Origin of the sequence: Mucilaginibacter lutimaris (genome assembly GCF_042676625.1) — a bacterium.
Taxonomy (GTDB): domain Bacteria; phylum Bacteroidota; class Bacteroidia; order Sphingobacteriales; family Sphingobacteriaceae; genus Mucilaginibacter; species Mucilaginibacter lutimaris.
Genome location: NZ_JBHTIA010000012.1, coordinates 413,712 through 439,111, shown reverse-complemented (window position 1 = coordinate 439,111; position 25,400 = coordinate 413,712). Strand labels below are relative to the sequence as shown.

Below are 25,400 nucleotides of genomic sequence, written 5' to 3'. Positions count from 1 at the left end.
CCGATAAGTAAATATTGCCAATTACTTAACCGCAAACAACGGCGCATAATTTTTACGGTAGTAATAAGCCATAAATAAGTTAAATACCAATAGCAATATACCACCGCCGATGTTAGCAGGATCTGCATAAGCATGAAACAGAACAATGTTTACAGTAATTGGGAATATAAGTATTGTTGCAAGCGTTGCAAATCGGCCAATTACTAATAGCAAGCCACATATTAATTCAATACTTTTTACAATAGTTAGTATATGGGCAACCGCTATCCCTTTGTTATAGGTTATTACCGGCTCGGGCATTACCGCAGGTGCTTTAACAAGGTTGAAGAAATAACTTACCGAGGCAAATAAAAGGAACAGCCCCATCAACGTGCGGACAATGATCATTGCAATTTTCATATAATTTAGTTTAAGGTTTGTGTTTAAATCTTCTTTATTGCTCCAACACCCGTTTCAGGTTGTTAAGGCTTTCTTCCATATCTTTACCTAACATTTTTTCCATGTTAATAATTAATAGCATCGCATTCATCGGAAAAGGCATTTTACTGTAAAATGCCCATTTAACGGTGGTGCTGTCGGGGGCAACTTCCTGCGTGGCAATGTAGGTATCGGCAACACCGGCAAACGGCTTTATAAATACCACGCGGATATCTACACGTTCACCATCTACTATTTTCTCAATGGTTTGGTTACCTTTACCCGCCTGCTTCATATCGCTGTCCCAGGCGGCGTTGTACCCCTCGGTGCCATCGGTACCAGAATAGGTCATACGTTTATTGGGGTCCATCATTACCCACTTACTGTAATTATCCTGATTACGCAGGTATTTGACATAATCGAAAACCTGCTGCCGCGGCTTGTTGATAATAATACTGCGCTGAACGCTATAAGATTTAGGAGCGATGGCCGCTAACAGCAATACAACTACAATTATGCCGGCGAAGATGCCAATAATGGTGGTAAGGGTGTCCATGGTTATAGGTTGTTAACGGCCTGGTAACGTTTCCAAAAGTAATACAAGGTAAACATTATCAGCAACATTACTATAGGTGGTAACAATAAAGTAACCTTATCGCCAACGAATGCCCTTGAAGCAAACGCGCCAACAAAACTGATAAAAAAGCCTGCGAAAGCCCATTCCTTTAAAGTTGTAAACTTATTCTGGAGAATTGCTATAGCGCCAAACAGTTTAAATACGCCCATTATAACCATCATATAAACAGGGTAGCCTAAATGCTTAAGCACTTCCTGTCCCGCCTCTTGTTTGGTTATACCACCGTATGCGTCGCCCAGCATTGCAAGCGTAAAAAGCACATCCAATGCCCAATAGATTATACTTATTGCTTTTGGTTTCATAATAGCAAAATGCTATGGGTTATTGTTCATCTGTAAAAACGCCCCAGGCAATGCCATATTTATCAATCACGTTGCCCATTGTACCGGCAAAAAACGTCATAACTTCGTGCACTACTTTGCCTCCATTGGCGAGTTTTGCAAACTTTTCATTAACGTCTGCTTTGTTGGCGCAGGTAATAGTTAACGATACCAGCCCTATAGTTGCTTCAATATTCGGGTTGGGCATATCTGTACCAAGCAGGTTAAATTCGCTGCCGGTTAAGTCGGCATGCAGAATGCCATTTTGCAGTTCACCGGGAAAATTTTCTTCCATGGGTGAGCCTTTTACCGGCATTAAGTTTAGTTCGCCGCCTAAAAGATTTTGGTAAAAGTTCATGGCCTCGGCACATTGATTGTTTTTGAAATTGATGTAAGCGCTAATTTTTGACATGGTTTGTAAGTTTATAGGTTTGTAATTGTTTATTTAAGTATCTCGCAGTAATGCCCGTTCAGGTTAAGTAATTCTATAATGCGGTGCGGGCAAAAATCTTTCCCCTCTACTCTTAATACCTTATCGCAATCATCCAGATCGAAGTTTACTTTAGTAGCAGGAAATTGCTTCGTAAGCGCCTTCACAAGCGTTTTGGAAACCCTTTTTTGCCGCACATTTGTCTTAAAAACCTCTATCATTATAAAATATTTACCTGGTACCATACAAAGGTGCAGGGGTTCAGTAGATTTAAATGGGTGTAATTACGACAATCTAAGGGGTTGATTGCGACAGTGATACATGGTAACTTTGGTATTATGAAACACATATCCATACTCATCCCCCATGGCGAAACCAGCCTTAGCAACATTGAGGCCACCTATAAGATGTTCTCGATGGTAAATCAAACGCTTCAGCGGATGAATAAAGCGCCGCTGTTTAAGGTACAGCTTGTGGGTTTAAGTAAAGAGACAGTATTAACCAACGGCTTGTTCACCATTAAGCCCGAGCTTACCTTTACTGAAGTGGTTAAAACCGACCTTATTATTATCCCGGCGGTGCATGGAGATATAAACAAAGTTATAAAGGACAATGCAGATCTTATTCCGTGGATAATTAAGCAATATAAATTGGGTGCTGAAGTGGTCTCGCTTTGTATAGGTGCTTTCATACTGGCCTCTACGGGCTTACTTAAAGGCCGCAGCTGCACTACGCACTGGCTCATGGCAGACGATTTTAGAAAAATGTTCCCCGATATAAATCTAATGCCTTATAAGATCATTACCGATGAGGGCGGCATTTACACCAGCGGCGGCGCATATTCATCACTCAACCTGTTGCTTTACCTGGTAGAGAAATTTGCAGGCAGGGACATGGCCATCAACTCATCCAAGATCTTCGAGATAGATATTGAGCGGAACAGCCAGTCGCTGTTCATCATCTTTCAGGGGCAAAAAGACCACGACGACGAGGTCATCAAAAAAGCACAGGACTTTATAGAGCACAACTACCGCGACAAAATTACGGTAGATCACCTGGCGGATATGTTTGCCATAAGCCGCCGTCACCTGGAACGCCGGTTTAAAAAGGCCACATCAAATACCGTTGTGGAATATATGCAGCGTGTACGCATCGAAGCGGCCAAAATGAGCCTCGAAACCATCCGTGAGAACGTGAACGAGGTGATGTACAGCGTAGGTTATACCGATACAAAAGCCTTCAGGATGATATTTAAAAAGATAACAGGCCTGTCACCGGTAGAGTATAGGAATAAGTATAGTAAGGATAAAGCGGCGTAGGGATGTCGTCAACCCAACTGCGTCTTAAAAAGTCTTAATTCAAATAGAAGGTGACTATTAATAACTTTATATTTTGATAGTCTTCCTCATATCATAGTTGTTTATGCATAATATTTACTATTACATAGTTAACTTCTTAAATAAAGAATCAAATAATCTATTATTTCGATTGTTTTTATCTCTTAAAGTCTGTTCTAACTTCATCAACTCATATAACACACGAGTTTCTAAAGAATTTTTAATAATCCAGTTAAGTACTTCTTGATTAGACTCAATTTTGGACACCGGGATTGGTTTTATTTCCCTATTTGATATTGGTTTGTATTTTTCACTTTCTTTAAAATCGGTGTCAATGTTGTATATTCTTAATATGAGTTTAGTAATCCCCAAGTCCAATCTTTTTCTAGAATAATGTTCTTCTTTATCATTACCTACCGACAAACTTGGACCTGGGCCGTAAAAGCTAATAGTATCAAAATAGGTTTGGGCGAATTTGATAAATACACTTTTAGTGATTTCTCCTTCAAAGCCAATTTTCGATTTAAATTCGGTTAAAAAAGGCATAATTAGCTTTTCTTCAACCATTTTAGGGTTCATCCCATGCGCTAATTGTAAAGTGATATCTGTGTCAGCACGTTTGGAAAATTCAGCAATTAATTGACTTTGATTACTTTCATTCGTTGAAACCAGATAACATGCGGCGAAGTACTCTTGAAATGAGCGATGTGTATATTCATACATTGTACCATCCTGTAAAAGCATACAAAAAGCCCTTAATAAATCTGTGATTAAATCCTTCAACTCACATTGGCAATCAGCTAGCCTAATCGCTTTTGTTAAAAGATCTTTTAGTTCATAATCATTAAAAGATGTTTGTGTCTTCAAATATGTAATGAGAGAAAAAGCAGACATTATATCCTTACCCTTATTGATTGGCAAGTTTGTAAGCGTTGGCCGTGTAAATGATTTTGAGGCATCATGTCTATAATACAAGGCCTCGAAGGCCAATGAATAAAAGTTATGTAATTCAGAAGGGATTGATGCGCTATCTCTATATGTAATTAACATTATAGAGAGTAATAGTGGGTTTTCAAAAAAGGATTGATGAGTGTCGTATAAGCTTTTCCGTAATTCACCAATAAAATTTTCTTTTACTTCGCTATCAAAATTCAGTCTTTCAACTAAATTAATAGCTTTTTCAAGAGTTAAGGGTTGAGTATGTAATTCTATAAAATTTTCCCAAGATATAAAATCCTGACCAGGTCTAGATGTGATTATGAAGTGACATTTTGAATATACTTGAGCTATATGATCAATTTCCTTTCCAATTTCTTGAGCAAAAATCGGCGATAACTCATCGAACCCATCTAATAAAAAAAGGAAATTCCCTTTATTAAACGCTTGATCCAAGTATTCGGAGCCTAAGTCAACTTTATATAACTGTAAACTTTTATAAATATATTCTAATAGGCCAATTTTTGCTTGTTCTACATTCCTTAGTTCTACAAATATTGGAATAAGCTTCGTTAATTCCAGAGAATTCAACAGTAGATGCTTTAAAAATGTAGACTTCCCTGAACCGCCAGTACCAGTAATAATTAATGGTTTTTTAAGATTTATTAAATCAGAAATTTGAGGACTCCTTAGTTCAATCTTATCATTAAAAAGGTCTATTGGCTCGTAAAACAACTTTATTGATTGAGGAGTATCTCGATAAATTATAGTTTTAGTACTAGAATATTTCCTTTCGATGCCCTCTATATAATTAGAAAAGGTTAAACTAAGTCTAGCTTTGAGTTGATTTCCTTTATCGATGATAAATCTTTTTGATGCATCAAAAAGATTTTCAACGTTTGCTGAAATTATTTCAGCAATAAGCTTATTTGAATCTATTTCTTCCATTGTGACTAGGTGAATAGCTAATATAGAGATAATTATAGTATATTACTAGTATTTCCCAAATCCTACTGACATACTGCTGTCATTAGCCTGCTGTTTCTTTGTATTACAAATTAAAATTAACAGCCATGACAAACACAACAGCAACAACAATGGGTACCCCGGTAATTACCTCAAACGAGCTTTTAAAGCATTGGCAGGGCCACCGGGATTTAAGCCGCAGGGTTTTAGCGGCCTTCCCCGAGAAAGACCTTTACGAGTTTAGCATAGGTGGCATGCGCACTTACAATGTTTTGGCCGGCGAAATGCTTGGCCTTGCAAGCGCAGGCATCAACGGCATTACTACCGGTAAATGGGAAACTACACCAGAACTGGATTATTTTAACGAAAGCGCAAAAATTACTACCAAGACCCAATTTTTAGAAGCCTGGGACGAAGTTACCGAGCAGATAGCTGTTTTATGGCCGCAAATACCTGCCGACCGTTTTCAGCAGACAGAGGCCGCATTTGGGCAATATCCAAACACTATCATCAATACCATTCTTTACCTGATAGATAACGAGATACACCACCGGGGCCAGGGCTATGTTTACCTGCGCGCGTTGGGCATTGAGCCACCCGCATTTTGGGACAGGTTTTAACATAAATAACAAGGGCTGCAAAACACACAGCCCTTGTTATTTTAAAAACGCCAAACCAATATCCGGCTTACCTTTTGCCCTTGCGACATGCTGATGGTTTTCACATCCGCAGCTTTGTAGTAATCTAAAGATTTATAGCAGCCATCCAGCGTAGTTTTTTTAGATATAAGCGATGAGAACCATTTGCTCGATCCGGCGAATTGCTTACTCTCTGTGATCATTTTATTCAGAAAACGGGGTTCGCCGCCTTCATACCAAAGCTCGTTATTGCGGCCGCCAAAGTTTAATTCGGCGCCTTTGTCCTGCCCAAGGTTCTTCCACTTGCGGGTAGATTTTTCTTTAACTTCTTTTGATGAGGAATGGAATGGTGGGTTGCACATAGTCATGTCAAACTTTTCGCCTGGCTTTATCACCCCATCAAAAATATTGGCAAAAGTGGTTTGTTTACGAATGTCTATAACGTTGGTTAGGCTGTTATCTTCCACTATTTTTTTTGCCGACGCAAGGGCTATATAATCGGCCTCGCTGCCAACAAAGCTCCAGTCATATGTTTTATGGCCAATAAGAGGGTATACGCAGTTAGCGCCCGTGCCTATATCCAACACTTTAACATTACTCCCGATAGGTATTATGCCGTTATTACCCTCCGTCAAAACATCGGCGATGTAATGAATATAATCGGCCCTGCCGGGGATGGGCGGACAAAGGAAGCCCTGTGGAATATCCCAATGGTTAATGCCATAATATTGTTTAAGCAGGGCCTGGTTCAAGACTTTAACAGCATCGGGATTTGTAAAATCAATAGACAGATCATTAAATTCATTTTGCGCAGCAAAGCTACGCAGTACAGGCAGTGTTTTTATCAGCGTGGCAAAATCGTAACGATTCCGGTGCGCGTTGCGCGGGTGTAATATTATTTTTTCTCCGGATGCTGTGTTTTGTTTCTTTGCCATGTGCAGCAAAGTTAACAAGTATATTCAGCATAACCTGCTTCAATTTCTTGAATGGATTATTACCTCTCTTTTCTCAACTTTTCGCGATGCATAATTCCCCATTTAGACAATGCCTGTAAAACATCATCTAATGAATTGGCATACGGCGTTATCGCATACTCAACCACCACCGGCGTTTGCTTTGCATGCACTACACGGGTTACGAAGCCATTCATCTCCAGTTCCTTCAATTCGCTTGACAATACGCGGGCAGATATACCCTCTACCGTTCGCTGGATCTCGTTAAAGCGCTTTGTACTCTCCATTAACGCTACAATAACACGCAGTTTCCATTTACCGCCTATTACGTATAGCGCATCGCCTATTGATGTTAAACGGCCGTTGCATTCCTCCCTGCTCCTGGGCTTATCCATTTCACAACCAATTGATTATTAAAAAACTAATACAAAGGTTACTACTAACCTTTTGTATACTACTAATATTTTACAAGCAAATGTAAATAGCTTTGGCCAAATTAATATCAAACAGATGAAAAAAATATTGCATATTATCACGAGCCCAAGAGGCGAGGCCTCTATGAGCATTAAACTGGGTAACGCCATTGTAGAAAAGATACTGGCTAAATACCCGGGAAGCACTGTTAAAATTAAAGATATAGCTAAAAGCCTTTTCCCACACCTGGAAGAAGCCCATCTTACATCGTTCTTTACCCCTGCAGAGCACTACACGCCCGAAAATCGCGAAGCTATAAAGCATTCTGAAGAAGCTGTAAAGGAAATACATGATGCTGATATTATTGTAGTAGGTGCCCCATTATATAATTTCAGTATCCCATCAACCCTTAAAGCCTGGATTGACCATATTGCAAGAGCCGGTATAACTTTTAAGTATGACGAGAACGGCCCGCAAGGGCTTATTAATGGCAAAAAGATTTACCTGGCTATATCATCTGGTGCGGTATATTCTGACGGACCTTATAAGCCTGCTGATTTCGTAGAACCATATCTTAAATTTATGCTTGGCTTTCTCGGAATGACGGATATTAGCGTATCCCGAATAGAAGGAACAATGGTGCCGGGAATAAAGGACACCGCGGTTGAAAAAGGCCTTGAAAGTATTGCTATAGACTAACAAAAAAGCCTTTAGATAATCTCTAAAGGCTTTTTTTCTATTCATCTTTCGGTTCCCATAGTTCAATAATATTACCTTCGGGGTCCATAATGTGGATGAATTTACCGTAATCGTATTCGGCAATTTCATCAACAATAGTAACATTTTCTTTCTTTAGTTCCTCAAGTAATGCCACCAAGTTTTCTACCCGGTAGTTGATCATAAAAGGCTTTTCAGACGGATTAAAATATTTGGTATCCTGCGGGAACGCGCACCAGCTGGTAGAACCTTTTTTAGATGGGTCGTCATCCTCCCGCCATTCAAAGGTTGTACCATATTGCCCCACAGGCAAGCCAAGGTTTTTTGCATACCATTCGTTCATGCCCTTAGGGTCGTTGCTTTTAAAAAAAACGCCGCCTAAACCGGTTACTTTTTTCATGTTGTTTTAGTTTGGTTTAAATCTCCGTCAAAAATCTATAATCCGCAAATTAAACGGGTCATACTTTTGGGTGATTTTAAGTGGATTACCATTATAAGTCAAGGCTTAACTCGTTCACTGGCGTATTGGTTCCCCTTTTATTTAAAAAATTAATTTTAGAATTAATTAAAAATTAATTTACAGCCTTGAAAATGCAATTCCAGCTATAATCTCGAAAAACAAATCGCGTAAAACTACGTGAATAGAAAATACCTCTTGCTTATTTGCTTTTTAGTAAATAGATTTATGAAATACATAACAACCTATGTCTATCTTTTCTAAACCCCACAATGCCGACGCGGTATTAATTGAGTTGATCAAACTTATTAATCCCAAGATCACAGCAGACGAAGTCACCAATGAATTAAATATCCATCCGGATTACCCCAATCTTTTAGCGTTAAATGATGTACTAAATAACTTTGGTATCGAAGCCGGCGCCTACCGTATAGATGCCGGTGAACTACAAAGCGTCCCGGTGCCTTTTATTGCCCATACTAAAAAATCCGGATCAGAATTTTTACTCGTAACCGCCTTAAACGAACATAAAGCCACAGTTACCGACCAGAACCGCAAAAACTATACTTTATCTCTTAATGAATTTAAGGACATATTTAACAACGTTGTATTGGCGGTAGAAAACAACGGGCAACCCATCAGCACCCAAAACGCGGTTTTTAAATTAAACAACCAGGACACCCGAATTTCATTTGGTTTAGGCTTACTGGCTTTTGTTGTGATAGCCGGCATTGTAACCTTCGCGCCTATTTTTATGAGCTGGCATACGGTTTTAGCTGCCTTGTTTAAAACTGCCGGAGTAGCCGTTTCTATTTTATTGCTTATACAAAGTATAGACCGTAACAACCCGCTTGTTCAAACCCTGTGCGGCGGTGGCGGTAAAACAAATTGTAATGCCATATTATCATCTAAAGCAGCCAATGTTTTTGAGGGCCTAAGCTGGAGCGAGGTTGGCTTTTTTTATTTTACAGGAACCTGGTTGGCACTTTTATTTGGCGGTGGCAATATGGCGTTGTTACAGGCATTGGCTATATTAAATATCATTAGTTTGCCTTATACCGTCTACTCAATATATTACCAGGCGCGTATAGCCAAGCAATGGTGTATATTTTGCTGTATGGTGCAGGCATTACTCTGGTTAGAATTTATTCCACTTGTAGGATTCTTAAACATTCCCTTTCAAATTTTAAGTGCAAAAGCATTGTTAGGCTTAGCAATATGCCTTGCCATGCCGGTAGCCACCTGGTTATTATTAAAACCGCTGTTTTTAAATACACAGCAGGCCAGATCTCTTAAAAATCAATTACGCAATTTTAAATATAACAGCGAATTATTTAATTCCCTGCTAAAAGAGCAACCCAAATATGCAATGCCTGCCGACGACTGGAGTATTATTTTAGGTAACGTAGAAGCAGGTAATGTTATAACAATGGTGAGTAACCCATATTGCCCGCCATGCGCAAGCACACACCAGGTTTTGGATGAATGGCTAAACCGTAACCCCGATATACAATTAAGGCTGGTATTTACGGCCAATAATAAAGATGAGGACATAAAAACCCCGGTTACCCGCCACCTGATGGCACTGAATGAATTGCCCGACAAGAGCAAGGTGAAAAATGCCCTGCATGATTGGTACGAGCAAAAACACAAAGACTATAATGCCTGGGCCAAAGCCCACCCCGTTACCCTCGACGAAACAAAATATTACAGGTTAGAAAAACAACAGGAATGGTGCAACATGGCCGAAATAAGAGCCACCCCTACACTGCTGGTGAACGGATACCGTTTACCGGATGCCTATCGGATACAAGATATAAAATACCTTTTGGTACAGCAATAAAGAAACTTTTCGCGAAAGTAAAGGAGTATGCACTTTATATACATACTGCCAAATTGCCGGGGCGTGGTTACGGCAGAAGAACTAATAAATAATTTTTATTTCAATGTCAAAATTCAACAAACTCAGCAGAGCTGAGATGAAAAATGTTTTAGGTGGGTTACGTCCCCCAGGTGGTGGTACAGGCGATGTCTGTGCTGACGAGTGCTCAAGCGATGATAACTGCAGCACCAATGATTATTGTAAAAGCATTGGCACTGATTCTACAAAATGCCCCGATAAGACGACAAAATATATTTGTTATCCTAAAGGTTTATAAAAATAATAGGCCTTAGATAACTAAGGCCTATTTAATAATTAATTATGAAAATCAATATACTCATCTTTTTCTTAACTCTTTTTTCACTCAGCGGATTTACACAAAATACCGTTAAAATAAACGCCATATGCCCGCTTATAAAAGATGGGACAGAAATAACGTTAATTAAGGCTGCTCCTCGTCGATTTGAAAAATCCAAACTCAAACTTATAACTAAATCGGCATACCACCGCTTCTCGTTCGTAATACCGACAGGGTTTGGCGAAAACTACTTATTATATGTAAACAAGAATTTTGCCCGCCTTCACCTTGGGCCAAGTGACATTGCATTGGAAATTATAGATTCAACGTTAAAAACTCTAAAGGTCACGGGAAATAAGACTTATGATGAATATGAAGAGTTTAATTCAGACCAATCTAAAAGTTCAGAATCTAAAGCTTATGATATAGCACGGGTGAATTACTACCACTCTTTTGAAGCAAATAATATCACTTCAAAAGAACGAGAAATCTTAAAAATCAAGGTAGATTCCTTGAATATTTTAAAACAAAAGAAAGACCTTCAACTATCGATTACTTTTATAAATAAACATCCTTCATCTTACTTAAATACTTTTTTATTGTATAATTTGATTGATCGTGCACCCGAGAAGACAATTTCAGATGCTTTTAAAAAATTGCCATTACAATCAAAAAAAAACACTTGGGGTTCTGAATTGCAATATCGCATTGATAGTCTATTTATCGGTTCAAAAGCACCGGCTTTTATGCAAGCCGATACAGCAGGACAAATGGTTAGCTTAAATAGTTTTAAGGGTAAATACTTGCTATTAGATTTTTGGGCCTCGTGGTGTGTGCCATGCCGTGCAGATAACCCAAACTTAATTAAGGCTATAAATAATTATTCAAATAAAAATTTCACTATTGCTAGTATTTCACTCGACTCAGACAAAGCTAAATGGATGCAAGCGATAAAAGACGATAAACTGACCGCGTGGACTCACTTATCAGATTTGAAAGTATGGAACAATGAGGTATCATCAAAGTACTACGTTTATGCGGCACCTAATAATTATCTGATCGACCCGAATGGCATTATCATCGCGAAAGACATTCACGGTGAAGAGTTACTAAACAAACTCAACGAATTGATAAAATAGTACGAAAAGAAACTTCTCGCAAAAGTAAGGAGTATGCACTTTATATACATACCGCCAAATTGCCGGGGCGTGGTTACGGCAGAAGAACTAATAAATAATTTTTATTTCAATGTCAAAATTCAACAAACTCAGCAGAGCTGAGATGAAAGTGTTTTAGGTGGTGTCCGTGATCCTGGATTACCAGGCGGGCCTGTCGGTGGTGGAGATGGTTGTATAACGAGCGAGTGTTCAAATGATGAAGGTTGCGCAACTTCACAATATGGACCAAAGTGCCAAATCCCAACATGCCAAGCTACTCAATTGCCAGCAAACTATTGCTGGAAAGGTATCAACGCATCATAGCCATTTACCCAAAGGAGCCAAATTGGCTCCTTTGATTGAATTTTATAAAGCATGAAGATTTTACTTTTTTACTTGATCCTATTAATTCTTCCCGCTTTGGTGAATGGGCAAAGCAATTTACACATTATTTGTAGTGAAGCTAAGATGAAAGATGAAACCGAAATACGCTTGTCGCAGATGCTGCCTAAACGTTTAGCTAAATCCGAAAAAGTCTGGAGTACTAAAGTGTATAATCAAAAGTTTGAGTTTATGATAAAGGCGAATGGCCCAGAGCTTTATTATTTAAAAGGCCCAAGCGATGGTGCGGTGTTATTTTTAGACACAGGTAAAGCAAATATAACTTTAGAGGATTCGGTTTTTAAGCGATTAATTGTTAATGATAATATTACAGCAGCAGATTATGAAAAATATAAAGCACAATTAAAAAGCATTAAACTGATCAAAGAGTACGGTATTGCAAGAGTGGATTATGATAGATACATACACGGCAAAAATGTAGATGAATTAATTTCCGAATCAAAATTAAGAAAAAGAGATTCTTTGTCGGCTGAATTGAAAATGACACTTGTTAATCAAGTTTTAAATTGGATAAGACTTAACCCGGCGTCTGGTATTAATTCTATGGTATTACATGATGAGGTTTTAAACATAGCATCTGATGATTTAAAGAAAATTTTTTATTCACTTCCAAAAAAATCACAATTAAATCGATGGGGTAAAGAAGTGAAGTATGTAATTGACAGTATCACGGCTGGTGGGATTTTACCTGAACTAAATACTATAGATACTACAGGTAAACCATTCAGTATTCAGACATATAAAGGGAAATATGTATTGTTAGATATTTGGGCTTCGTGGTGCATCCCTTGTAGAAAAGAAAATCCTAACATAAAAAAAATAGCAAAAATATATAAACAGAAAAATTTTGAAATAGTGAGCATTTCTATCGATTTGAACAAGAATGCTTGGCAGAAAGCAATAGCGGAGGATAGTTTGAACTGGAAGCAATTGATAGAAGCCAGCTCTACTGATAAGATTGTGGAAAAGCTTTACCTTCCCTCAATCCCAGCTAATTTTCTTCTTAATAAACAAGGGAAGATCATAGCAAAAAATTTGTACGGAGAAGAGTTATTCAAAACAATTGGTAAAGTATTAGCAAATGACAATTAACATGTTCACCCAAAAGTATTATAATCAATAAAAACTTTAAGGTAAACAGGCTTTATTGCCTGCTTCTTCATACAATGCTTGTCTGACTATTATAGATCCGTTGATACGGCACTAAAGAAACCTCTCGCAAAAATAAAGGAGCATGCACTTTATATACATGCCGCCAATTTGCCGGGGCGTGGTTACGGCAGTAATATCTTAATTTTTATATCTAACTTATGTCTAAATTTAACAAACTCAGTCGGGCTGAGATGAAAAATGTTTTAGGTGGTGGCTTGCCTCCCGATCCTACCCAACCAGGCCCGCACCCATGTATCAATTACGTAGTTTGCGGTGGCAATGATGTAACCGATACTACCTCATTTTACGGCATATGCTGTAATTCACTCGCAGATGCACAAACATACTGTAGGGCACATGGCTACACAGGCGTTTACGGCTGTGTAGATAATGGCATAGCCTAATTAACACCTTTAAACAGCAAGAGCCCAAAACTCTTGCTGTTTAATTTTATATTAGCAATACTTATTGTAAACTGATGCCTTTTCCCTTTTATAAACAACCCGATCAAATGGACTGCGGCCCTACCTGCCTGCGCATGGTGGCAAAACATTTTGGCCGTAATTTTAAGCTGCAAACACTCCGGCAGCTTTGCGAAATCAATCGTGAGGGTGTTTCTCTTTTAGGCATTAGCGATGCTTCCGAAAAGATTGGCTTCAGATCGTTAGGGGCTAAACTGAACATAAAAGATTTAAAGGAGGCCGAGCTGCCCTGTATTTTACACTGGCGCCAAAACCACTTTGTAGTACTATATAAAATAAGCAAAGGCAAGTACCACATTGCCGACCCTGCCCAGGGTTTAATAAAATTAAGCGAGCAGGATTTTACTGCCAACTGGCTTTCGGATACCGAAAATAGCGAGGGCATTGCGTTACTGCTAAGCCCCACCCCATATTTTTACGAACAGGAAGATGAAAAGGGAAGCGAAATAAGCTGGAGCTTTTTATTGCGTTACCTGGTTATGTACAGGCAACTGGTTATTCAATTGCTTTTTGGCTTAGGCATTGGTACATTACTGCAACTGGTTGCGCCTTTTTTAACACAGTCGGTAGTTGATATTGGTATTAATACGCGCAACCTAAATTTCATCTACATCATTATTATTGCCCAGGCGGCGCTTATCATTGGCAGGGTAAGTGTAGAATTTATACGGTCGTGGATACTACTCCACATTAGCACCCGGGTAAATATATCTATCCTTACCGATTTTTTGATAAAGCTGATGAAACTCCCCATGAGCTTTTTCGATACAAAAATGACAGGCGATATTATGCAGCGCATGAGCGACCAGCGCCGTATAGAAACCTTTTTAACAGGGTCTACTTTAAGCACGCTGTTCTCTATGTTTAACCTGTTGGTGTTTTCAGTTGTGCTGGCTTATTACAACATTGCCATATTTTTTGTATATGTAGTAAGCAGTGTATTATACCTGGGTTGGATTGTGGCTTTCCTAAAACGCCGCCGTGAGCTTAATTATAAAAGCTTCGAGATCTCGTCTAAAAATCAAAGCAGTATTGTACAACTGGTTAACGGCATGCAGGAGATTAAATTAAACAACTGCGAGCAGCAAAAACGCTGGGAGTGGGAACACATACAGGCCCGTTTATTTAAATTCAACGTAAAAAATTTGGCCCTGAGCCAGTACCAGCAGGGTGGTTCTACTTTTATAAACGAATCTACCAACCTCCTTATAACCTTCTTAAGCGCTAAAGCTGTGATAGACGGGCAGCTAACCCTTGGGGGTATGATAGCGGTACAATATATTATTGGGCAGTTAAACGGCCCTATACAGCAGTTTTTAGGCTTTATACAGGGCTTCCAGGATGCTAAGATAAGCCTTGAAAGGTTAAACGAGATCCACGAAATGGCCGATGAGGAGCCATTAGATAAAGAATATAACTATACCCTGCCGCAAAACCGTGGTTTAAGCCTAACCAATTTAACCTTCAGGTATCCCGGGGCAGGTAACGAGGCGGTATTAGACAATATCAATCTTGAGATACCGCAGGGCAAAACCACCGCCATAGTAGGCATGAGCGGCAGTGGTAAAACAACCATACTTAAACTACTGCTCAGATTCTATGTGCCCGAAAAGGGCGATATAAGAATCGGCAATCAGTCGCTTTCAAATATTGGGTTTAAAACCTGGCGCGGGCACTGTGGTGTAGTGATGCAGGATGGCTTTATTTTTTCCGACTCGATAGAACGCAACATCGCCGTTGGTGATGACTATCCCGATAAAGAGAAACTACGCCATGCAATTCATGTGGCCAATATTCAAGATCTGATTGATAGCCTGCCCCTTGGCCTCAAAACAAAAATTGGTGCCGAGGGCAATGGCATAAGCCAGGGGCAACGCCAGAGGCTGTTAATTGCCCGTGCTGTATATAAAAACCCCGAATACATTTTATTTGACGAGGCAACAAATGCGCTCGACGCAAATAATGAGCGGGTTATTATGGAAAATATGAAAGAATTTTTTGCGGGACGAACTGTGGTGATTGTAGCGCATCGCTTAAGTACTGTAAGCAATGCTGATAATATAATTTTGCTTGATAAGGGGCGTATTGTAGAACAAGGGACGCACCTGGAGTTAACATCCTTGAAAGGCGATTATTATAAATTGGTCAAAAATCAGTTAGAATTAGGTACATAACCGTGTAGCATAAACCATTATTAACATGCCTTCAAATTTTGATATAAACGTACAAACCCGGCATTCCGACGATATGCAGGATATTATTACAGCCGTACCCGCATGGATCCTGCGCTGGGGTATAACCCTGTTTTTTAGCATATTGGTACTATTATTGAGTTTATCGGCCTTTATAAAATACCCCGATATTGTAAAAACACATTTAAAAATATCGTCGCCTAATGTGGCTAAACCTATTATACCAAAAGTAACCGGTAAAATCGACAGGTTGCTTGTAACCAACAACCAAGCCGTTAGTGCCGGCCAGCCATTGGCTTATATAGAAAGTACGGCAAACCATCAGGAAGTGCTAACACTTTTAACAGGCTTGTTGAAATTACAGGAACAGGTATCACCCGGCAAACAAATAGACGAGAGCTTTTTTAATAAAACGGCAAATAATAACCTGGGAGAATTACAAGGCGCTTATCAAACTTTTATTCAATCTTATCTGGCCTATAAAGCCTCGGTTCAAAATGGTTTCCTGGTAAAAAAACGCGACTACTTGATGCATGATATCGAAACCCTTAATAAGCAAACAGGGCAGCTGAAGGCGGAAAAATCATTACAACAGCGCGATGCAGACCTGGCTAAGGAAGAGTATGACATGCACCTGAAGCTGGAAAAGCAAAAGGTGGAAACCCCTGCTGAATTGCGGCAGCAGGAAAGTAAATATATAGCACGAAAAGCGCCCCTGCTACAAACAGATGCAGCAATAATATCTGCAAATGGCAACCTGCTGGCTAAGCAAAAAGAAATACTGGAGCTGGACAACCAGGTTACCGAAGAGCGTTCTAAATTCTCTCAGGCGTTAAACAGCCTGATAAGCCAGGCCGAGGATTGGAAGAACAAATACGTTTTGTTCGCATCGCAAGAGGGGAAAGTAACTTTTGCGGGCAATGTACAGGAGAATCAGGTAGTAAGCCCGGCACATGAGGTTTTTTACGTAAGTAACGGTAACGAAAAGTTTTTTGGCGAAATGAATATCCCGCAGGATAATTTTGGTAAAGTTAAAGCAGGCCAAAGGGTTTTGGTTAAACTACGGAGTTACCGTTTCGAAGAATTTGGTATGATGAATGGCAAAATAGCTTATATAGCTGATGTGCCGCTAAATGATAGCGTATTCTTGTCAAGAGTGGTATTTACCTCTAAGACATCCGACATGAAGAAGCCCGTAAAGTTAAAACAGGGTATGATTGCCGATGCCGAAATTATTACCGAAGATGCTACTGTTTTGCAACGCCTCACCCGCAATGTTATCAAGGCGATGAAAAGTAATTAAATAGGCTCCTTATCGCGGTTTCATCAATAAATTGAACTATAATTGGCTTGCTTTTGTATTATCCTCGAGTTGTAAAAAGTCAGCCGGCACCGCGTCTGTAAGCCAAACTTTATTGTCCGACAAGTAAAACGAGTATCCGTTTTTATGCATCTCCTCTGCCATTACTTTAAATAGTGCGGGCTTGCCATGCCTGCTTCCAACCTGTACAGCGGTTACGATATCACTACTAAGATGAACATGCTGGCGGCCGCGCTTTTCGAGGCCTGTTTTCAGAATGCCTGCCACCGATTTTTCACCAGTCCCGTGGTATAAATACGCTGGTGGTGTTTCAGGCTGATAGCCCAGATCAACGTTAACAGAATGGCCCTGGCTTGCACGTATCCTTTGTTTGGCTTCATCAAAAGCAAAGCGCTTCTTAGCGTTGGTTTCAACCACATGCTTTAGTAATGCAAGATTTATGTCAAGCCCATGATCATTAACCCGCTTTAATAGCTCATCCACATTTACCCACCCCTGCTCGTCAAGTTGAATACCTATCAATTGAGGCTGGTGCCTTAAAATGAGGCTTAAAAATTTGCTGATATGTTTAATCTCTTTTTCGTTCATGGCACTCTACTATTTATTAAATGACAGTATTATGCTAAGTTACACTACGGTGGTATCTATAATATAATCCTAAAACAAGTATTCTATTAAATAAAAATCCCGTAAGCAAAGCTTACGGGATCTGAACTCTTATAAATGATGGTGGTCCTGACGAGAATCGAACTCATATCTAAAGTTTAGGAAACTTCTATTCTATCCGTTGAACTACAGGACCTATTATTTTAGGAAATGCAAATTTGCAAATTTTACCTGACCCTGCCAATTAACGGCGAATATAAAAACATATTATTTACTATTATTTTGCGAGCTGCTTAATGCCCCCGCAGCACCTACGGCTGTAACAACGCCTATTGTAGCCATTGTTTTGCCGTACCCTGTAGCTTTTGAGTTAATAAAGTAGTCGCCGCGTTGTTGGTTAAACTCTGTTAAGTCTTTTGGATTTGTAGTTGTGGTTAACGATCTCGATACAAAAAAGTCGTTTTGATAATTAACCGGCTTTACCTCATTACCGTTTACGATGTAAAGTGTTAAGTAGCTACGGAATTTTAAAGGAGAATTTTGCGCTGTAAAATCAGCCATTTTAACATTAATAGGGTCAACTGTGTCTTCGTATATACGGGTCATTTTCGATTTATTAAATGCGCTATCCGGAATGCTTAAAAACCCTTGAGTAAGCCTTATACTGGTATTGCTGGCTTGAGAGTGAGGTGGTAAAAAAGTAGCAGTTTTTGGCAGGTTGGCTACTGCATTAATGCTACCTGTAGTATAACTTGGATTACTAAATGCCGAGTTGGTATTATAATGATAAGTATCCGTTTGGGTATCAACACGGCCGTTAACGGCAATTTTATCTGCAACGTAGCTTACAGCCCTGCCCTCAATGATCATGGCTGATCTTTGCCAATCAATATATAAAGGTTTATCTAACTTATTTTGAATGTTTACGGTAACAGGGGCGTCGGGGCCGTAAAAGGAGTAAGCAATTTTAACAGAATCATTTTCAAATTCAAGATCTCCTGTTTGCTGGTTCTTGTTGCTGTTTTGGCTGCTAATAACATTTAATTGATACCTGCTGCATGATATGAGTATAAAGCAACATACTGTGAGGAGAGTAAAAGTTAAGGTCTTCATTTTAATAAGTGTTAATTGTTAAACCATGACTTAAAATTCAAGTCATGGTTTAATTATTAACAAACTTTTTACCTTATTACAGAACCATTTGGCATTTCTTCATTTGGAGAAACAAAGCTTAGCTTGCCTTCGGCATTTTCTGCCATTAATATCATCCCTTGCGACATGATGCCTTTTATTTCCCTTGGCTCCAGGTTCACCAGTATGCTTACCTGTTTACCTATTATAGTTTCGGGCTCGTAATGCTCGGCAATGCCAGATACCACTGTACGTTGATCGATGCCTGTATCGATGGTTAACTTTAAAAGTTTCTTAGTTTTAGCAACCTTTTCTGCGGTAAGAATGGTTCCGATGCGAATATCCATTCCCACAAATTCATCAAAGGTAATATTAGCCTTTGCCGGTACTACAACCGGTTTAACAGCCAAAGTTGATGCAGTCTTTTTATCAGCCAGTTTTTGAATTTGCTTCTCTATGGGTTCATCCTCAACTTTCTCGAACAGTAATGTGGCTGGTTTAAGTTGGTGCCCATTCGCAAACTCAAGTTCCTTGTCAAACGCAACTGCATCTAAATTTAACATATCAAATATTTTAGCGGCTGTTGCAGGTAAAAATGGCTGCAGGCAGGTTGCTATACGGCCTATTAGTATCAAACTATTATGTAAAGCTGTTTTAGCGGCCTCTGGCTCATTTTTTATAGCTTTCCATGGTTCTTGCTCGGTAAGGTAACGGTTGCCCAGGCGGGCCATATCCATTACGTTTTGCAAGGCAGCACGGAAACGGTAATTCTCCAGGTTTTTACCTAACTCATCGTAATACGAGCCTAACTCTGCATCTATTTTGGCGTCGGTTAATTTAATAGTAGCGCCATCGTTTTCTACCTTGCCATCATAGTATTTATGCATTAGTATCATTACGCGGTTAACGTAGTTACCTAAAATGGCAACCAATTCGTTATTCACACGTGCCTGGTAATCCTTCCACGTAAATTCACTGTCGCTGGTTTCCGGCAAGATCGATGTTAGTACGTAACGTAATTCATCCTGCTTACCCGGAAATTCTTCCAGGTACTCGTGCAGCCAAACCGCATGGTTGCGAGATGTGGAAAGCTTATCGCCCTCCAGGTTTAAAAATTCGTTAGCCGGTACGTTTTGCGGCAATATATAATCGCCGTGCGCTTTTAATATCGCCGGGAATATGATACAATGGAATACTATATTATCCTTACCAATAAAGTGCATCAGGCAGGCATCATCCTCGGTATTGGCCTGCTTTTTCCAGTACTGCTGCCAATCTTTACCATTATCAATAGCCCATTGTTTGGTAGCCGATATATATCCGATTGGCGCATCCATCCATACGTATAGCTTTTTTCCTTTAGCTTCTTCTAACGGTACGTCAATTCCCCAGTCCAGGTCACGCGTCATTGACCGGGGCTGCAAGCCTGATTTTAACCACGAGCGGCACTGTCCAAAAACGTTTACCTTCCATTCACCCTCTTTCTCATCAATCCATTTCTCTAACCATGGCTGGTATTTATCAAGCGGTAAATACCAGTGTTTAGTCGGTTTTAAAACCGGCTTCTTATTGCTTAGGGTAGATATGGGGTCAATAAGATCGGTAGGATTCAGGGATGTGCCGCAATTTTCACATTGGTCGCCGTAAGCCTTATCGTAGCTGCAAACGGGGCAGGTTCCTGTAATATAACGATCTGCCAAAAACTGGTCAAAGTCTTCGTCGTAGTATTGTTCAGAGTATTTCTCTATGAACTCGCCCTTTTCGTATAAGTTCAGAAAAAACTCCTGCGAAAGGTCATGATGAATAGATGACGACGTACGATGGTAAATATCAAACGCTACCCCAAATTCTTCAAAACTTTTTTTTATCTGGTTGTGGTATTTATCAATAATAGCCTGTGGCGTGGTGCCCTCTTTTTTAGCTTTTATGGTGATGGCCGCTCCATGCTCGTCAGATCCGCAGATGTAAACAACATCCTTTTTCATTAGCCGCAGGTAACGTACAAAAATATCTGCCGGCAGGTAAGCGCCGGCTAAATGGCCAATGTGCAGCGGCCCGTTGGCATAAGGCAACGCCGAGGTTATGGTGTATCTTTTATATTTATTAAGTTGCGACATTAAACGGGGATGTTTATTAATTTGCAAAGATAATTTTTTTAAGTCAGAAAGTTGGGGAAGACAGAAAGACACTGCCTCAATCAGTAAAATCAATCCCGGACCTATGCCGACAAATACCCTTACCACTTCGATGATCCCCTATCTGAAAAAGGGCGACAAAGTAGCTATCACCTGCCCTGCCAAAAAACTGCCCATACCTATGGATGACGCGGTAAAACTATTATCAAGCTGGGGCCTTGAAGTTGTATTGGGGCAAACTGTAAACGCGAGTTACCACCAATTTGCAGGAGACGACGCTTTTCGCGCGGCAGATATGCAGCGCCTTATTGACGATGATAGCATTAAAGCCATTTTTTGCGCTCGTGGAGGATATGGCACTATCCGGATGGTTGACCTTGTTGATTTTAACCACCTCGCCACTAACCCAAAATGGCTCATTGGCTTTAGCGATATTACTCTGTTACATTCGCATGTTATCAGCAATTATAACTTGCCTTGCATACATGGGCAGATGCCTTTAAACATTCCCGACGCTTCAGCATACTCGTTAGACACTTTAAGAATAGCGCTCTTTGGCCAACAGCTGAGCTACAAAATAGCCGGTAACCCGTTAAACCGCACTGGTACAAACAAAGGGATGCTTATAGGCGGTAACCTTTCATTACTGCTTGCCATAATCAACTCAGTTAGTGATATGGATTACGGCGGAAAAATTTTATTTATTGAGGACGTAGGCGAATACTTTTACGCAATAGATAGAATGTTACGAGCGCTTAAGCGCGCCGGTAAGCTACAAAACCTTGCCGGGCTAATAGTAGGCGGTTTTACCGATCTGAAAGATAACGACATTCCATTTGGCCAAACCCTGCCCGAAATTGTAATGGATGTTGTGGCTGAATATGACTACCCTGTTTGCTTTGATTTCCCGTCAGGGCATATCTCAAATAACTGCAGCCTGGTATTAGGTAAAGCAGTATACTTATCTGTAAAAACAGAAGGCGTTGAAATAAGTTATTCTTAATAAACTTACATAATATGGCATACTTAAGTTCTCTTGGTAAGTATAAAGATCTTGGCCTGCTCATTATTCGCATAGGCCTTGGCGCAATGTTCATCTTTCATGGCTATCCTAAATTGATGGGCGGGCCAAACGGCTGGGCTGGGCTGGGCGAATCCACCAAGTATGTAGGCATCCATTTCGCGCCGGTGTTTTGGGGCTTCCTTGCTGCTTTAACAGAAACGCTGGGTGGTTTTCTTATACTCATAGGGCTTTCTTTTCGCCCGGTGTGCTTGTTGCTGGTTATAAACCTGTTTGTTGCAGCGGCTATGCATCTTGGCAAAGGAGACGGGTTGCAAGGCGCTGCTCATGCCATAGAAGATGCAATTATGTTTGCAGGTTTATTCTTTATAGGCCCGGGCAGGTATAGTGTAGATAAAAAGTAAGACCAGGTTATACATCATATACACACACAATACTAATAAGCACATGCACAATCTTATTTATGCATAAAAGTGCTACAAAGATTATTGTACTATCTATGATCTTGATTCTCCGTGCAATCTGAATAACTCGCAAGCAATAGCGCTCTGTTAAATACTATGTTATGAGACTATAAAAAAAGCCGCCCTCAAATGAGGGCGGCTTTCACATTATTTTCTAAACTTTAATTATCGCACTCTATTATATTTCAGTGTAATATTTGCGATACGTTTATTTGTAGCACCCCAAGTGAAGTGCAATTTAAACGTTTTTGTAGCCGGATCATATTTGTTAACCTCTCCTGGAGTATTAGCTAATACAGTTGCAGGGTTCGTTGTTACAGTGACCAGGTTAGTTGCAGGGTCTACAGCAAGATTTAATCCGTCAATACCTGCTATACCACTACCATCTCTCCAGAAAAGTTGAAAGGTATTTTGAGTTGCACCTATAGTAGTTACCGCAGATGTAAGCGGAGGATTAGTTGGATATGTTCCACCTAAGCTGTTGTCGGGGTTTGTTGTACCATTGTTGTACCTTGTAATTGTTCCGGTAAGGTCGTAAATACCATCATAAGCGTTTTTAACACCTAATTGCGCCAAAATAGTACCAAAGTTACCGCTTACGGTAGCACCATCTGCAGCAGTAATGCTAAGCGGAAGTATGTATTTTAAGCTGAAATTATTAATACCTGCGCTGTTAAACTTAACGTGTATAGTTGTTTTACGTTCACCTTTTTTAATTACCACATCAGTTGGCAGGGTGTATAAGTTGCTCGGAAGTTCTGTAAAACCGGTAAGAGTTATATGATCTTTGCTTAATCGCTCTGCTACATACTCTTGGATAGCTGCTGCTTTAACACCAATTGTAACTTTAATGTCTTGCGGAGCTGCCGCACCACCTGTATAATTAACATCAAAGGGAACATCCATTTCCGGTCCTCTTTCAAAGGTTCTTACGAACAAGGCATAGTTACTTCCCGTTGATGATGCCGGCAACTCTACGTTTGATGATGAAAATTCCACTACAGCTGGTGAATTATCCGGCGTAAGGTTGGCTTTATCATCTTTTAAGCAAGATGATAAGCCGGTGATTGATAACGCTAACGTTATTATGTTTAAATATTTTTTCATTTTCTTTTTGTTTAAATATCCGTCTTAATTTAAATCATAAAACACACGTGAGGTAAATGCATTGATTCCGGCAGGTGCGTTTGCAGGGTTTAACGCATATTCTGACGCAGGATATAATACCCTTACAGGCAATTTATCTGGACGGGTTGATACAGATTGAACAGAAGCAAAATTATAATATTTCGGGTCAACGTTAGAACCAGCCGGAGCATATTGGTTACCTGTTACTGGGTAACCGGTTCTCCTGTAATCAGACCAGCCTTCATTGCTTTGGATATAAGTTAAAGCGATCCATTTTTGAGTAATGATAGCTTCTAATTTACGTTGAGTAGAATTAGTGTTATATGTATCATTTCTGTTGAGAACAAGAGCAGGAGTATTAGGATTAGGTAAACCATAGTTAACCAAATAATTATACTGATTGCCAATGGGGCTATTAGCAGAATCATCATCGTCAGTCCTGTAAAAATCAACATCAGAACCTGCGCTTATGCCAGGTACGTGATCGGTACTGATAGCCTCGTTTTGCTTGGTGTACAAATACCTGAAAGAGCTTTCAATACCCTTATAAAAATAGGTTTCATCGCTACCAGGAATAATACCGTACAACGCAGCCTCAGCCTGCAAAAAATAACTTTCTGTAGCAAGGAAGATAGGCATAGAAGCAGTTGGGCCTTTTAAGATACCTAATGCATCACCCGATGTACCTGATGCGCTGCCAACATACCAAAACGTACCATTTGGAGATGCGGGAACAAATGCATCAGTAATACCCAGTTGGTTGGCTGCAGTAACTGTAGACCCGTTAAAGATTTTAGCAGTGTAACTCGATACTGTAATTCCGGCACCTCTAACACGGTCAAAAATTTTCTCCCCTTTGTAATAACCTAATGAATAAAAGGTAGGAATAGTAATTTTTTGAGAAGCAGTACCGTTGGCATCGTAAGCATAAGCATTCCAGGCAGGATTTTGTTTACCACCTTGTGCAGCGTAACCTGGTTGTGCTTTAACATCGTAAGTGATAAAAGTTGCACTTGCTAATTTTGCTTTCTCGGCGTTAAAAGTAGATGCAAGGCTTGCAACTTCACGAATACGTACAAGCATTTTAAGCTTTATAGTGTTAGCAAGTTCAGTCCACTTCGCGTTTGGATAACCGTCTGACTCAAAACTCGCATCGTTAAATGTTGTATGAGCTGCATCATAACCACCAAAGATATCGATACGCTGGCTATTGGGGCTGGTTAGTGATTTGATAGTTGATGTTGGGTTATTTGGAAGTGCTAATGAAGCTATAGCTTCGTTAATTTGAACAAATAAATCCTTATAAATATCCTCGGCTTTGTCATATTTAGGCGTAAGGTTACCTAATCCTTTTAAAGCTTCACTATAGGGTACATCACCATAAACGTCAATTAAACGCAGGTAGTTGTACGCTTTCATGATCTTAGCAATAGCGTTATAGTTCTTGTAGACACCGGTTGCATCACTTTTGTTGATGATTGTCTGGTAATCATTAAGGTTACTAAAGCTTGAAGACCATAAACCGTTGTTATTAGCGGTAGAATAGTTGTAAGTTAATTCAGAACCAAAACCACCAAAACCACCGGCATTTGCCTGGTAACCACCAACCCAAGCTCCGTAACTGTTAAATACTACGTTGTTAGCAGCAGTTTGTGCTAATGCCGCAGGTAGAATAAGATCCGGTGTTGCGTCAATAGGCGCGTTTGGATTGTTGTTTACATCCAGATACTTTTTACATGAAGTAGCAGCAATTAAGCAGCTCCCCAAAAGTATCATGCTAAATATTTTTATCCTTTTCATCTCTGTT

At 39.8% G+C, this 25,400-nt stretch carries 26 protein-coding genes and 1 tRNA gene; 12 read left to right on the top strand and 15 right to left on the bottom strand.

Features of this window, described 5'->3' with window-relative positions; translation table 11 throughout:
• Positions 1-21 precede the first annotated feature (21 nt).
• The 5 genes from ACFQZI_RS16940 to ACFQZI_RS16920 are packed head-to-tail and all read right to left on the bottom strand — an operon-like array spanning position 22 to position 2,025.
• Positions 22-399: a DoxX family protein gene (locus ACFQZI_RS16940; protein ID WP_377144590.1), complete on the bottom strand. Its 378-nt coding sequence runs from the start codon at positions 397-399 to the stop codon at positions 22-24.
• A gap of 34 nt (positions 400-433) precedes the next feature.
• Positions 434-973 (bottom strand): SRPBCC family protein, encoded by a 540-nt coding sequence (locus ACFQZI_RS16935; protein ID WP_377144588.1) that lies wholly within the window; start codon positions 971-973, stop codon positions 434-436.
• A gap of 2 nt (positions 974-975) precedes the next feature.
• Positions 976-1,356 carry a DoxX family protein gene (locus tag ACFQZI_RS16930; protein ID WP_377144587.1) on the bottom strand — a complete coding sequence of 127 codons (381 nt, stop codon included), beginning with the start codon at positions 1,354-1,356 and terminating at the stop codon, positions 976-978.
• 19 nt (positions 1,357-1,375) lie between these two features.
• Positions 1,376-1,786: a VOC family protein gene (locus ACFQZI_RS16925; RefSeq protein ID WP_377144586.1), complete on the bottom strand. Its 411-nt coding sequence runs from the start codon at positions 1,784-1,786 to the stop codon at positions 1,376-1,378.
• A 29-nt stretch (positions 1,787-1,815) separates the two neighbouring features.
• Positions 1,816-2,025, bottom strand: coding sequence for a hypothetical protein (locus ACFQZI_RS16920; protein ID WP_377144585.1), 210 nt, complete (start codon positions 2,023-2,025; stop codon positions 1,816-1,818).
• Between the two features lie 117 nt (positions 2,026-2,142).
• Between ACFQZI_RS16920 and ACFQZI_RS16915 the strand changes: the two genes are divergently transcribed.
• Positions 2,143-3,123, top strand: coding sequence for a GlxA family transcriptional regulator (locus ACFQZI_RS16915; protein WP_377144583.1), 981 nt, complete (start codon positions 2,143-2,145; stop codon positions 3,121-3,123).
• Between the two features lie 120 nt (positions 3,124-3,243).
• On the opposite strand, the gene ACFQZI_RS16910 is transcribed toward ACFQZI_RS16915, so the two are convergent.
• Positions 3,244-5,025, bottom strand: a complete 1,782-nt coding sequence (locus ACFQZI_RS16910) for an NACHT domain-containing protein (RefSeq protein ID WP_377144581.1) — start codon at positions 5,023-5,025, stop codon at positions 3,244-3,246.
• Positions 5,026-5,150: 125 nt separating this feature from the next.
• Here ACFQZI_RS16910 and ACFQZI_RS16905 point away from each other — a divergent pair, with 125 nt between their 5' ends.
• Positions 5,151-5,663: a DinB family protein gene (locus tag ACFQZI_RS16905; RefSeq protein ID WP_377144579.1), complete on the top strand. Its 513-nt coding sequence runs from the start codon at positions 5,151-5,153 to the stop codon at positions 5,661-5,663.
• A gap of 41 nt (positions 5,664-5,704) precedes the next feature.
• On the opposite strand, the gene rlmF is transcribed toward ACFQZI_RS16905, so the two are convergent.
• Together rlmF and ACFQZI_RS16895 are read right to left on the bottom strand one after the other, a co-directional pair.
• Entirely contained in the window at positions 5,705-6,616 is a 912-nt protein-coding gene (gene rlmF / locus ACFQZI_RS16900) for a 23S rRNA (adenine(1618)-N(6))-methyltransferase RlmF (RefSeq protein ID WP_377144577.1), read from the bottom strand.
• A 59-nt stretch (positions 6,617-6,675) separates the two neighbouring features.
• Positions 6,676-7,029: a winged helix-turn-helix transcriptional regulator gene (locus ACFQZI_RS16895; protein ID WP_377144575.1), complete on the bottom strand. Its 354-nt coding sequence runs from the start codon at positions 7,027-7,029 to the stop codon at positions 6,676-6,678.
• 115 nt (positions 7,030-7,144) lie between these two features.
• On the opposite strand from ACFQZI_RS16895, the gene ACFQZI_RS16890 reads away from it, so the two are divergent.
• Complete coding sequence (locus ACFQZI_RS16890; protein WP_377144573.1) at positions 7,145-7,747, top strand: FMN-dependent NADH-azoreductase; 603 nt, start codon at positions 7,145-7,147, stop codon at positions 7,745-7,747.
• 37 nt (positions 7,748-7,784) lie between these two features.
• On the opposite strand, the gene ACFQZI_RS16885 is transcribed toward ACFQZI_RS16890, so the two are convergent.
• Positions 7,785-8,165, bottom strand: coding sequence for a VOC family protein (locus tag ACFQZI_RS16885; protein WP_377144571.1), 381 nt, complete (start codon positions 8,163-8,165; stop codon positions 7,785-7,787).
• A 304-nt stretch (positions 8,166-8,469) separates the two neighbouring features.
• Between ACFQZI_RS16885 and ACFQZI_RS16880 the strand changes: the two genes are divergently transcribed.
• The 7 genes from ACFQZI_RS16880 (at position 8,470) to ACFQZI_RS16850 (ending at position 17,090) form a co-directional block, all read left to right on the top strand.
• Positions 8,470-10,065 carry a cysteine peptidase family C39 domain-containing protein gene (locus ACFQZI_RS16880; RefSeq protein ID WP_377144570.1) on the top strand — a complete coding sequence of 532 codons (1,596 nt, stop codon included), beginning with the start codon at positions 8,470-8,472 and terminating at the stop codon, positions 10,063-10,065.
• Positions 10,066-10,168: 103 nt separating this feature from the next.
• A complete protein-coding gene (locus tag ACFQZI_RS16875) occupies positions 10,169-10,381 on the top strand; it encodes a hypothetical protein (protein ID WP_377144568.1) in 213 nt (70 codons plus the stop codon).
• Positions 10,382-10,425: 44 nt separating this feature from the next.
• Entirely contained in the window at positions 10,426-11,541 is a 1,116-nt protein-coding gene (locus ACFQZI_RS16870; protein ID WP_377144566.1) for a peroxiredoxin family protein, read from the top strand.
• 393 nt (positions 11,542-11,934) lie between these two features.
• Positions 11,935-13,053 carry a TlpA family protein disulfide reductase gene (locus ACFQZI_RS16865; RefSeq protein ID WP_377144564.1) on the top strand — a complete coding sequence of 373 codons (1,119 nt, stop codon included), beginning with the start codon at positions 11,935-11,937 and terminating at the stop codon, positions 13,051-13,053.
• Positions 13,054-13,271: 218 nt separating this feature from the next.
• Positions 13,272-13,517, top strand: a complete 246-nt coding sequence (locus ACFQZI_RS16860; protein WP_377144563.1) for a hypothetical protein — start codon at positions 13,272-13,274, stop codon at positions 13,515-13,517.
• A 74-nt stretch (positions 13,518-13,591) separates the two neighbouring features.
• Positions 13,592-15,769, top strand: coding sequence for a peptidase domain-containing ABC transporter (locus ACFQZI_RS16855; protein WP_377144561.1), 2,178 nt, complete (start codon positions 13,592-13,594; stop codon positions 15,767-15,769).
• A 25-nt stretch (positions 15,770-15,794) separates the two neighbouring features.
• Positions 15,795-17,090 (top strand): HlyD family secretion protein, encoded by a 1,296-nt coding sequence (locus ACFQZI_RS16850; protein ID WP_377144559.1) that lies wholly within the window; start codon positions 15,795-15,797, stop codon positions 17,088-17,090.
• A 36-nt stretch (positions 17,091-17,126) separates the two neighbouring features.
• Here the strand turns inward: ACFQZI_RS16850 and ACFQZI_RS16845 are convergent, their stop codons facing one another.
• The 4 genes from ACFQZI_RS16845 to metG all read right to left on the bottom strand — a co-directional run bounded on the left by ACFQZI_RS16845 (position 17,127) and on the right by metG (position 20,962).
• Positions 17,127-17,696, bottom strand: a complete 570-nt coding sequence (locus ACFQZI_RS16845) for an RNA 2'-phosphotransferase (RefSeq protein ID WP_377144557.1) — start codon at positions 17,694-17,696, stop codon at positions 17,127-17,129.
• A 139-nt stretch (positions 17,697-17,835) separates the two neighbouring features.
• A tRNA-Arg gene (locus tag ACFQZI_RS16840) sits at positions 17,836-17,910 on the bottom strand.
• 71 nt (positions 17,911-17,981) lie between these two features.
• Positions 17,982-18,827, bottom strand: coding sequence for a hypothetical protein (locus ACFQZI_RS16835; protein ID WP_377144555.1), 846 nt, complete (start codon positions 18,825-18,827; stop codon positions 17,982-17,984).
• Between the two features lie 68 nt (positions 18,828-18,895).
• Entirely contained in the window at positions 18,896-20,962 is a 2,067-nt protein-coding gene (gene metG, locus ACFQZI_RS16830) for a methionine--tRNA ligase (protein WP_377144553.1), read from the bottom strand.
• A gap of 103 nt (positions 20,963-21,065) precedes the next feature.
• Here metG and ACFQZI_RS16825 point away from each other — a divergent pair, with 103 nt between their 5' ends.
• Together ACFQZI_RS16825 and ACFQZI_RS16820 are read left to right on the top strand one after the other, a co-directional pair.
• On the top strand, positions 21,066-21,983 hold the full coding sequence (locus tag ACFQZI_RS16825) for a S66 peptidase family protein (RefSeq protein WP_377144551.1): 918 nt from the start codon (positions 21,066-21,068) through the stop codon (positions 21,981-21,983).
• A gap of 14 nt (positions 21,984-21,997) precedes the next feature.
• The gene (locus ACFQZI_RS16820) at positions 21,998-22,405 is read left to right on the top strand and encodes a DoxX family protein (RefSeq protein WP_377144549.1); all 408 of its coding nucleotides are present in this window, start codon (positions 21,998-22,000) and stop codon (positions 22,403-22,405) included.
• Positions 22,406-22,630: 225 nt separating this feature from the next.
• On the opposite strand, the gene ACFQZI_RS16815 is transcribed toward ACFQZI_RS16820, so the two are convergent.
• Positions 22,631-23,572 carry a DUF1735 domain-containing protein gene (locus tag ACFQZI_RS16815; protein WP_377144547.1) on the bottom strand — a complete coding sequence of 314 codons (942 nt, stop codon included), beginning with the start codon at positions 23,570-23,572 and terminating at the stop codon, positions 22,631-22,633.
• A gap of 24 nt (positions 23,573-23,596) precedes the next feature.
• Complete coding sequence (locus tag ACFQZI_RS16810; RefSeq protein WP_377144545.1) at positions 23,597-25,393, bottom strand: SusD/RagB family nutrient-binding outer membrane lipoprotein; 1,797 nt, start codon at positions 25,391-25,393, stop codon at positions 23,597-23,599.
• Between the last annotated feature and the right edge of the window lie 7 nt (positions 25,394-25,400).

Excerpts from the sequence above, each read along its gene's own strand:
- ACFQZI_RS16940 (WP_377144590.1), bottom strand. The coding sequence starts at position 399 with ATGAAAATTGCAATGATCATTGTCCGCACGTTGATGGGGCTGTTCCTT.
- ACFQZI_RS16935 (WP_377144588.1), bottom strand. The coding sequence starts at position 973 with ATGGACACCCTTACCACCATTATTGGCATCTTCGCCGGCATAATTGTA.
- ACFQZI_RS16930 (WP_377144587.1), bottom strand. The coding sequence starts at position 1,356 with ATGAAACCAAAAGCAATAAGTATAATCTATTGGGCATTGGATGTGCTT.
- ACFQZI_RS16925 (WP_377144586.1), bottom strand. The coding sequence starts at position 1,786 with ATGTCAAAAATTAGCGCTTACATCAATTTCAAAAACAATCAATGTGCC.
- ACFQZI_RS16920 (WP_377144585.1), bottom strand. The coding sequence starts at position 2,025 with ATGATAGAGGTTTTTAAGACAAATGTGCGGCAAAAAAGGGTTTCCAAA.
- ACFQZI_RS16915 (WP_377144583.1), top strand. The coding sequence starts at position 2,143 with ATGAAACACATATCCATACTCATCCCCCATGGCGAAACCAGCCTTAGC.
- ACFQZI_RS16910 (WP_377144581.1), bottom strand. The coding sequence starts at position 5,025 with ATGGAAGAAATAGATTCAAATAAGCTTATTGCTGAAATAATTTCAGCA.
- ACFQZI_RS16905 (WP_377144579.1), top strand. The coding sequence starts at position 5,151 with ATGACAAACACAACAGCAACAACAATGGGTACCCCGGTAATTACCTCA.
- rlmF (WP_377144577.1), bottom strand. The coding sequence starts at position 6,616 with ATGGCAAAGAAACAAAACACAGCATCCGGAGAAAAAATAATATTACAC.
- ACFQZI_RS16895 (WP_377144575.1), bottom strand. The coding sequence starts at position 7,029 with ATGGATAAGCCCAGGAGCAGGGAGGAATGCAACGGCCGTTTAACATCA.
- ACFQZI_RS16890 (WP_377144573.1), top strand. The coding sequence starts at position 7,145 with ATGAAAAAAATATTGCATATTATCACGAGCCCAAGAGGCGAGGCCTCT.
- ACFQZI_RS16885 (WP_377144571.1), bottom strand. The coding sequence starts at position 8,165 with ATGAAAAAAGTAACCGGTTTAGGCGGCGTTTTTTTTAAAAGCAACGAC.
- ACFQZI_RS16880 (WP_377144570.1), top strand. The coding sequence starts at position 8,470 with ATGTCTATCTTTTCTAAACCCCACAATGCCGACGCGGTATTAATTGAG.
- ACFQZI_RS16875 (WP_377144568.1), top strand. The coding sequence starts at position 10,169 with ATGTCAAAATTCAACAAACTCAGCAGAGCTGAGATGAAAAATGTTTTA.
- ACFQZI_RS16870 (WP_377144566.1), top strand. The coding sequence starts at position 10,426 with ATGAAAATCAATATACTCATCTTTTTCTTAACTCTTTTTTCACTCAGC.
- ACFQZI_RS16865 (WP_377144564.1), top strand. The coding sequence starts at position 11,935 with ATGAAGATTTTACTTTTTTACTTGATCCTATTAATTCTTCCCGCTTTG.
- ACFQZI_RS16860 (WP_377144563.1), top strand. The coding sequence starts at position 13,272 with ATGTCTAAATTTAACAAACTCAGTCGGGCTGAGATGAAAAATGTTTTA.
- ACFQZI_RS16855 (WP_377144561.1), top strand. The coding sequence starts at position 13,592 with ATGCCTTTTCCCTTTTATAAACAACCCGATCAAATGGACTGCGGCCCT.
- ACFQZI_RS16850 (WP_377144559.1), top strand. The coding sequence starts at position 15,795 with ATGCCTTCAAATTTTGATATAAACGTACAAACCCGGCATTCCGACGAT.
- ACFQZI_RS16845 (WP_377144557.1), bottom strand. The coding sequence starts at position 17,696 with ATGAACGAAAAAGAGATTAAACATATCAGCAAATTTTTAAGCCTCATT.
- ACFQZI_RS16835 (WP_377144555.1), bottom strand. The coding sequence starts at position 18,827 with ATGAAGACCTTAACTTTTACTCTCCTCACAGTATGTTGCTTTATACTC.
- metG (WP_377144553.1), bottom strand. The coding sequence starts at position 20,962 with ATGTCGCAACTTAATAAATATAAAAGATACACCATAACCTCGGCGTTG.
- ACFQZI_RS16825 (WP_377144551.1), top strand. The coding sequence starts at position 21,066 with ATGCCGACAAATACCCTTACCACTTCGATGATCCCCTATCTGAAAAAG.
- ACFQZI_RS16820 (WP_377144549.1), top strand. The coding sequence starts at position 21,998 with ATGGCATACTTAAGTTCTCTTGGTAAGTATAAAGATCTTGGCCTGCTC.
- ACFQZI_RS16815 (WP_377144547.1), bottom strand. The coding sequence starts at position 23,572 with ATGAAAAAATATTTAAACATAATAACGTTAGCGTTATCAATCACCGGC.
- ACFQZI_RS16810 (WP_377144545.1), bottom strand. The coding sequence starts at position 25,393 with ATGAAAAGGATAAAAATATTTAGCATGATACTTTTGGGGAGCTGCTTA.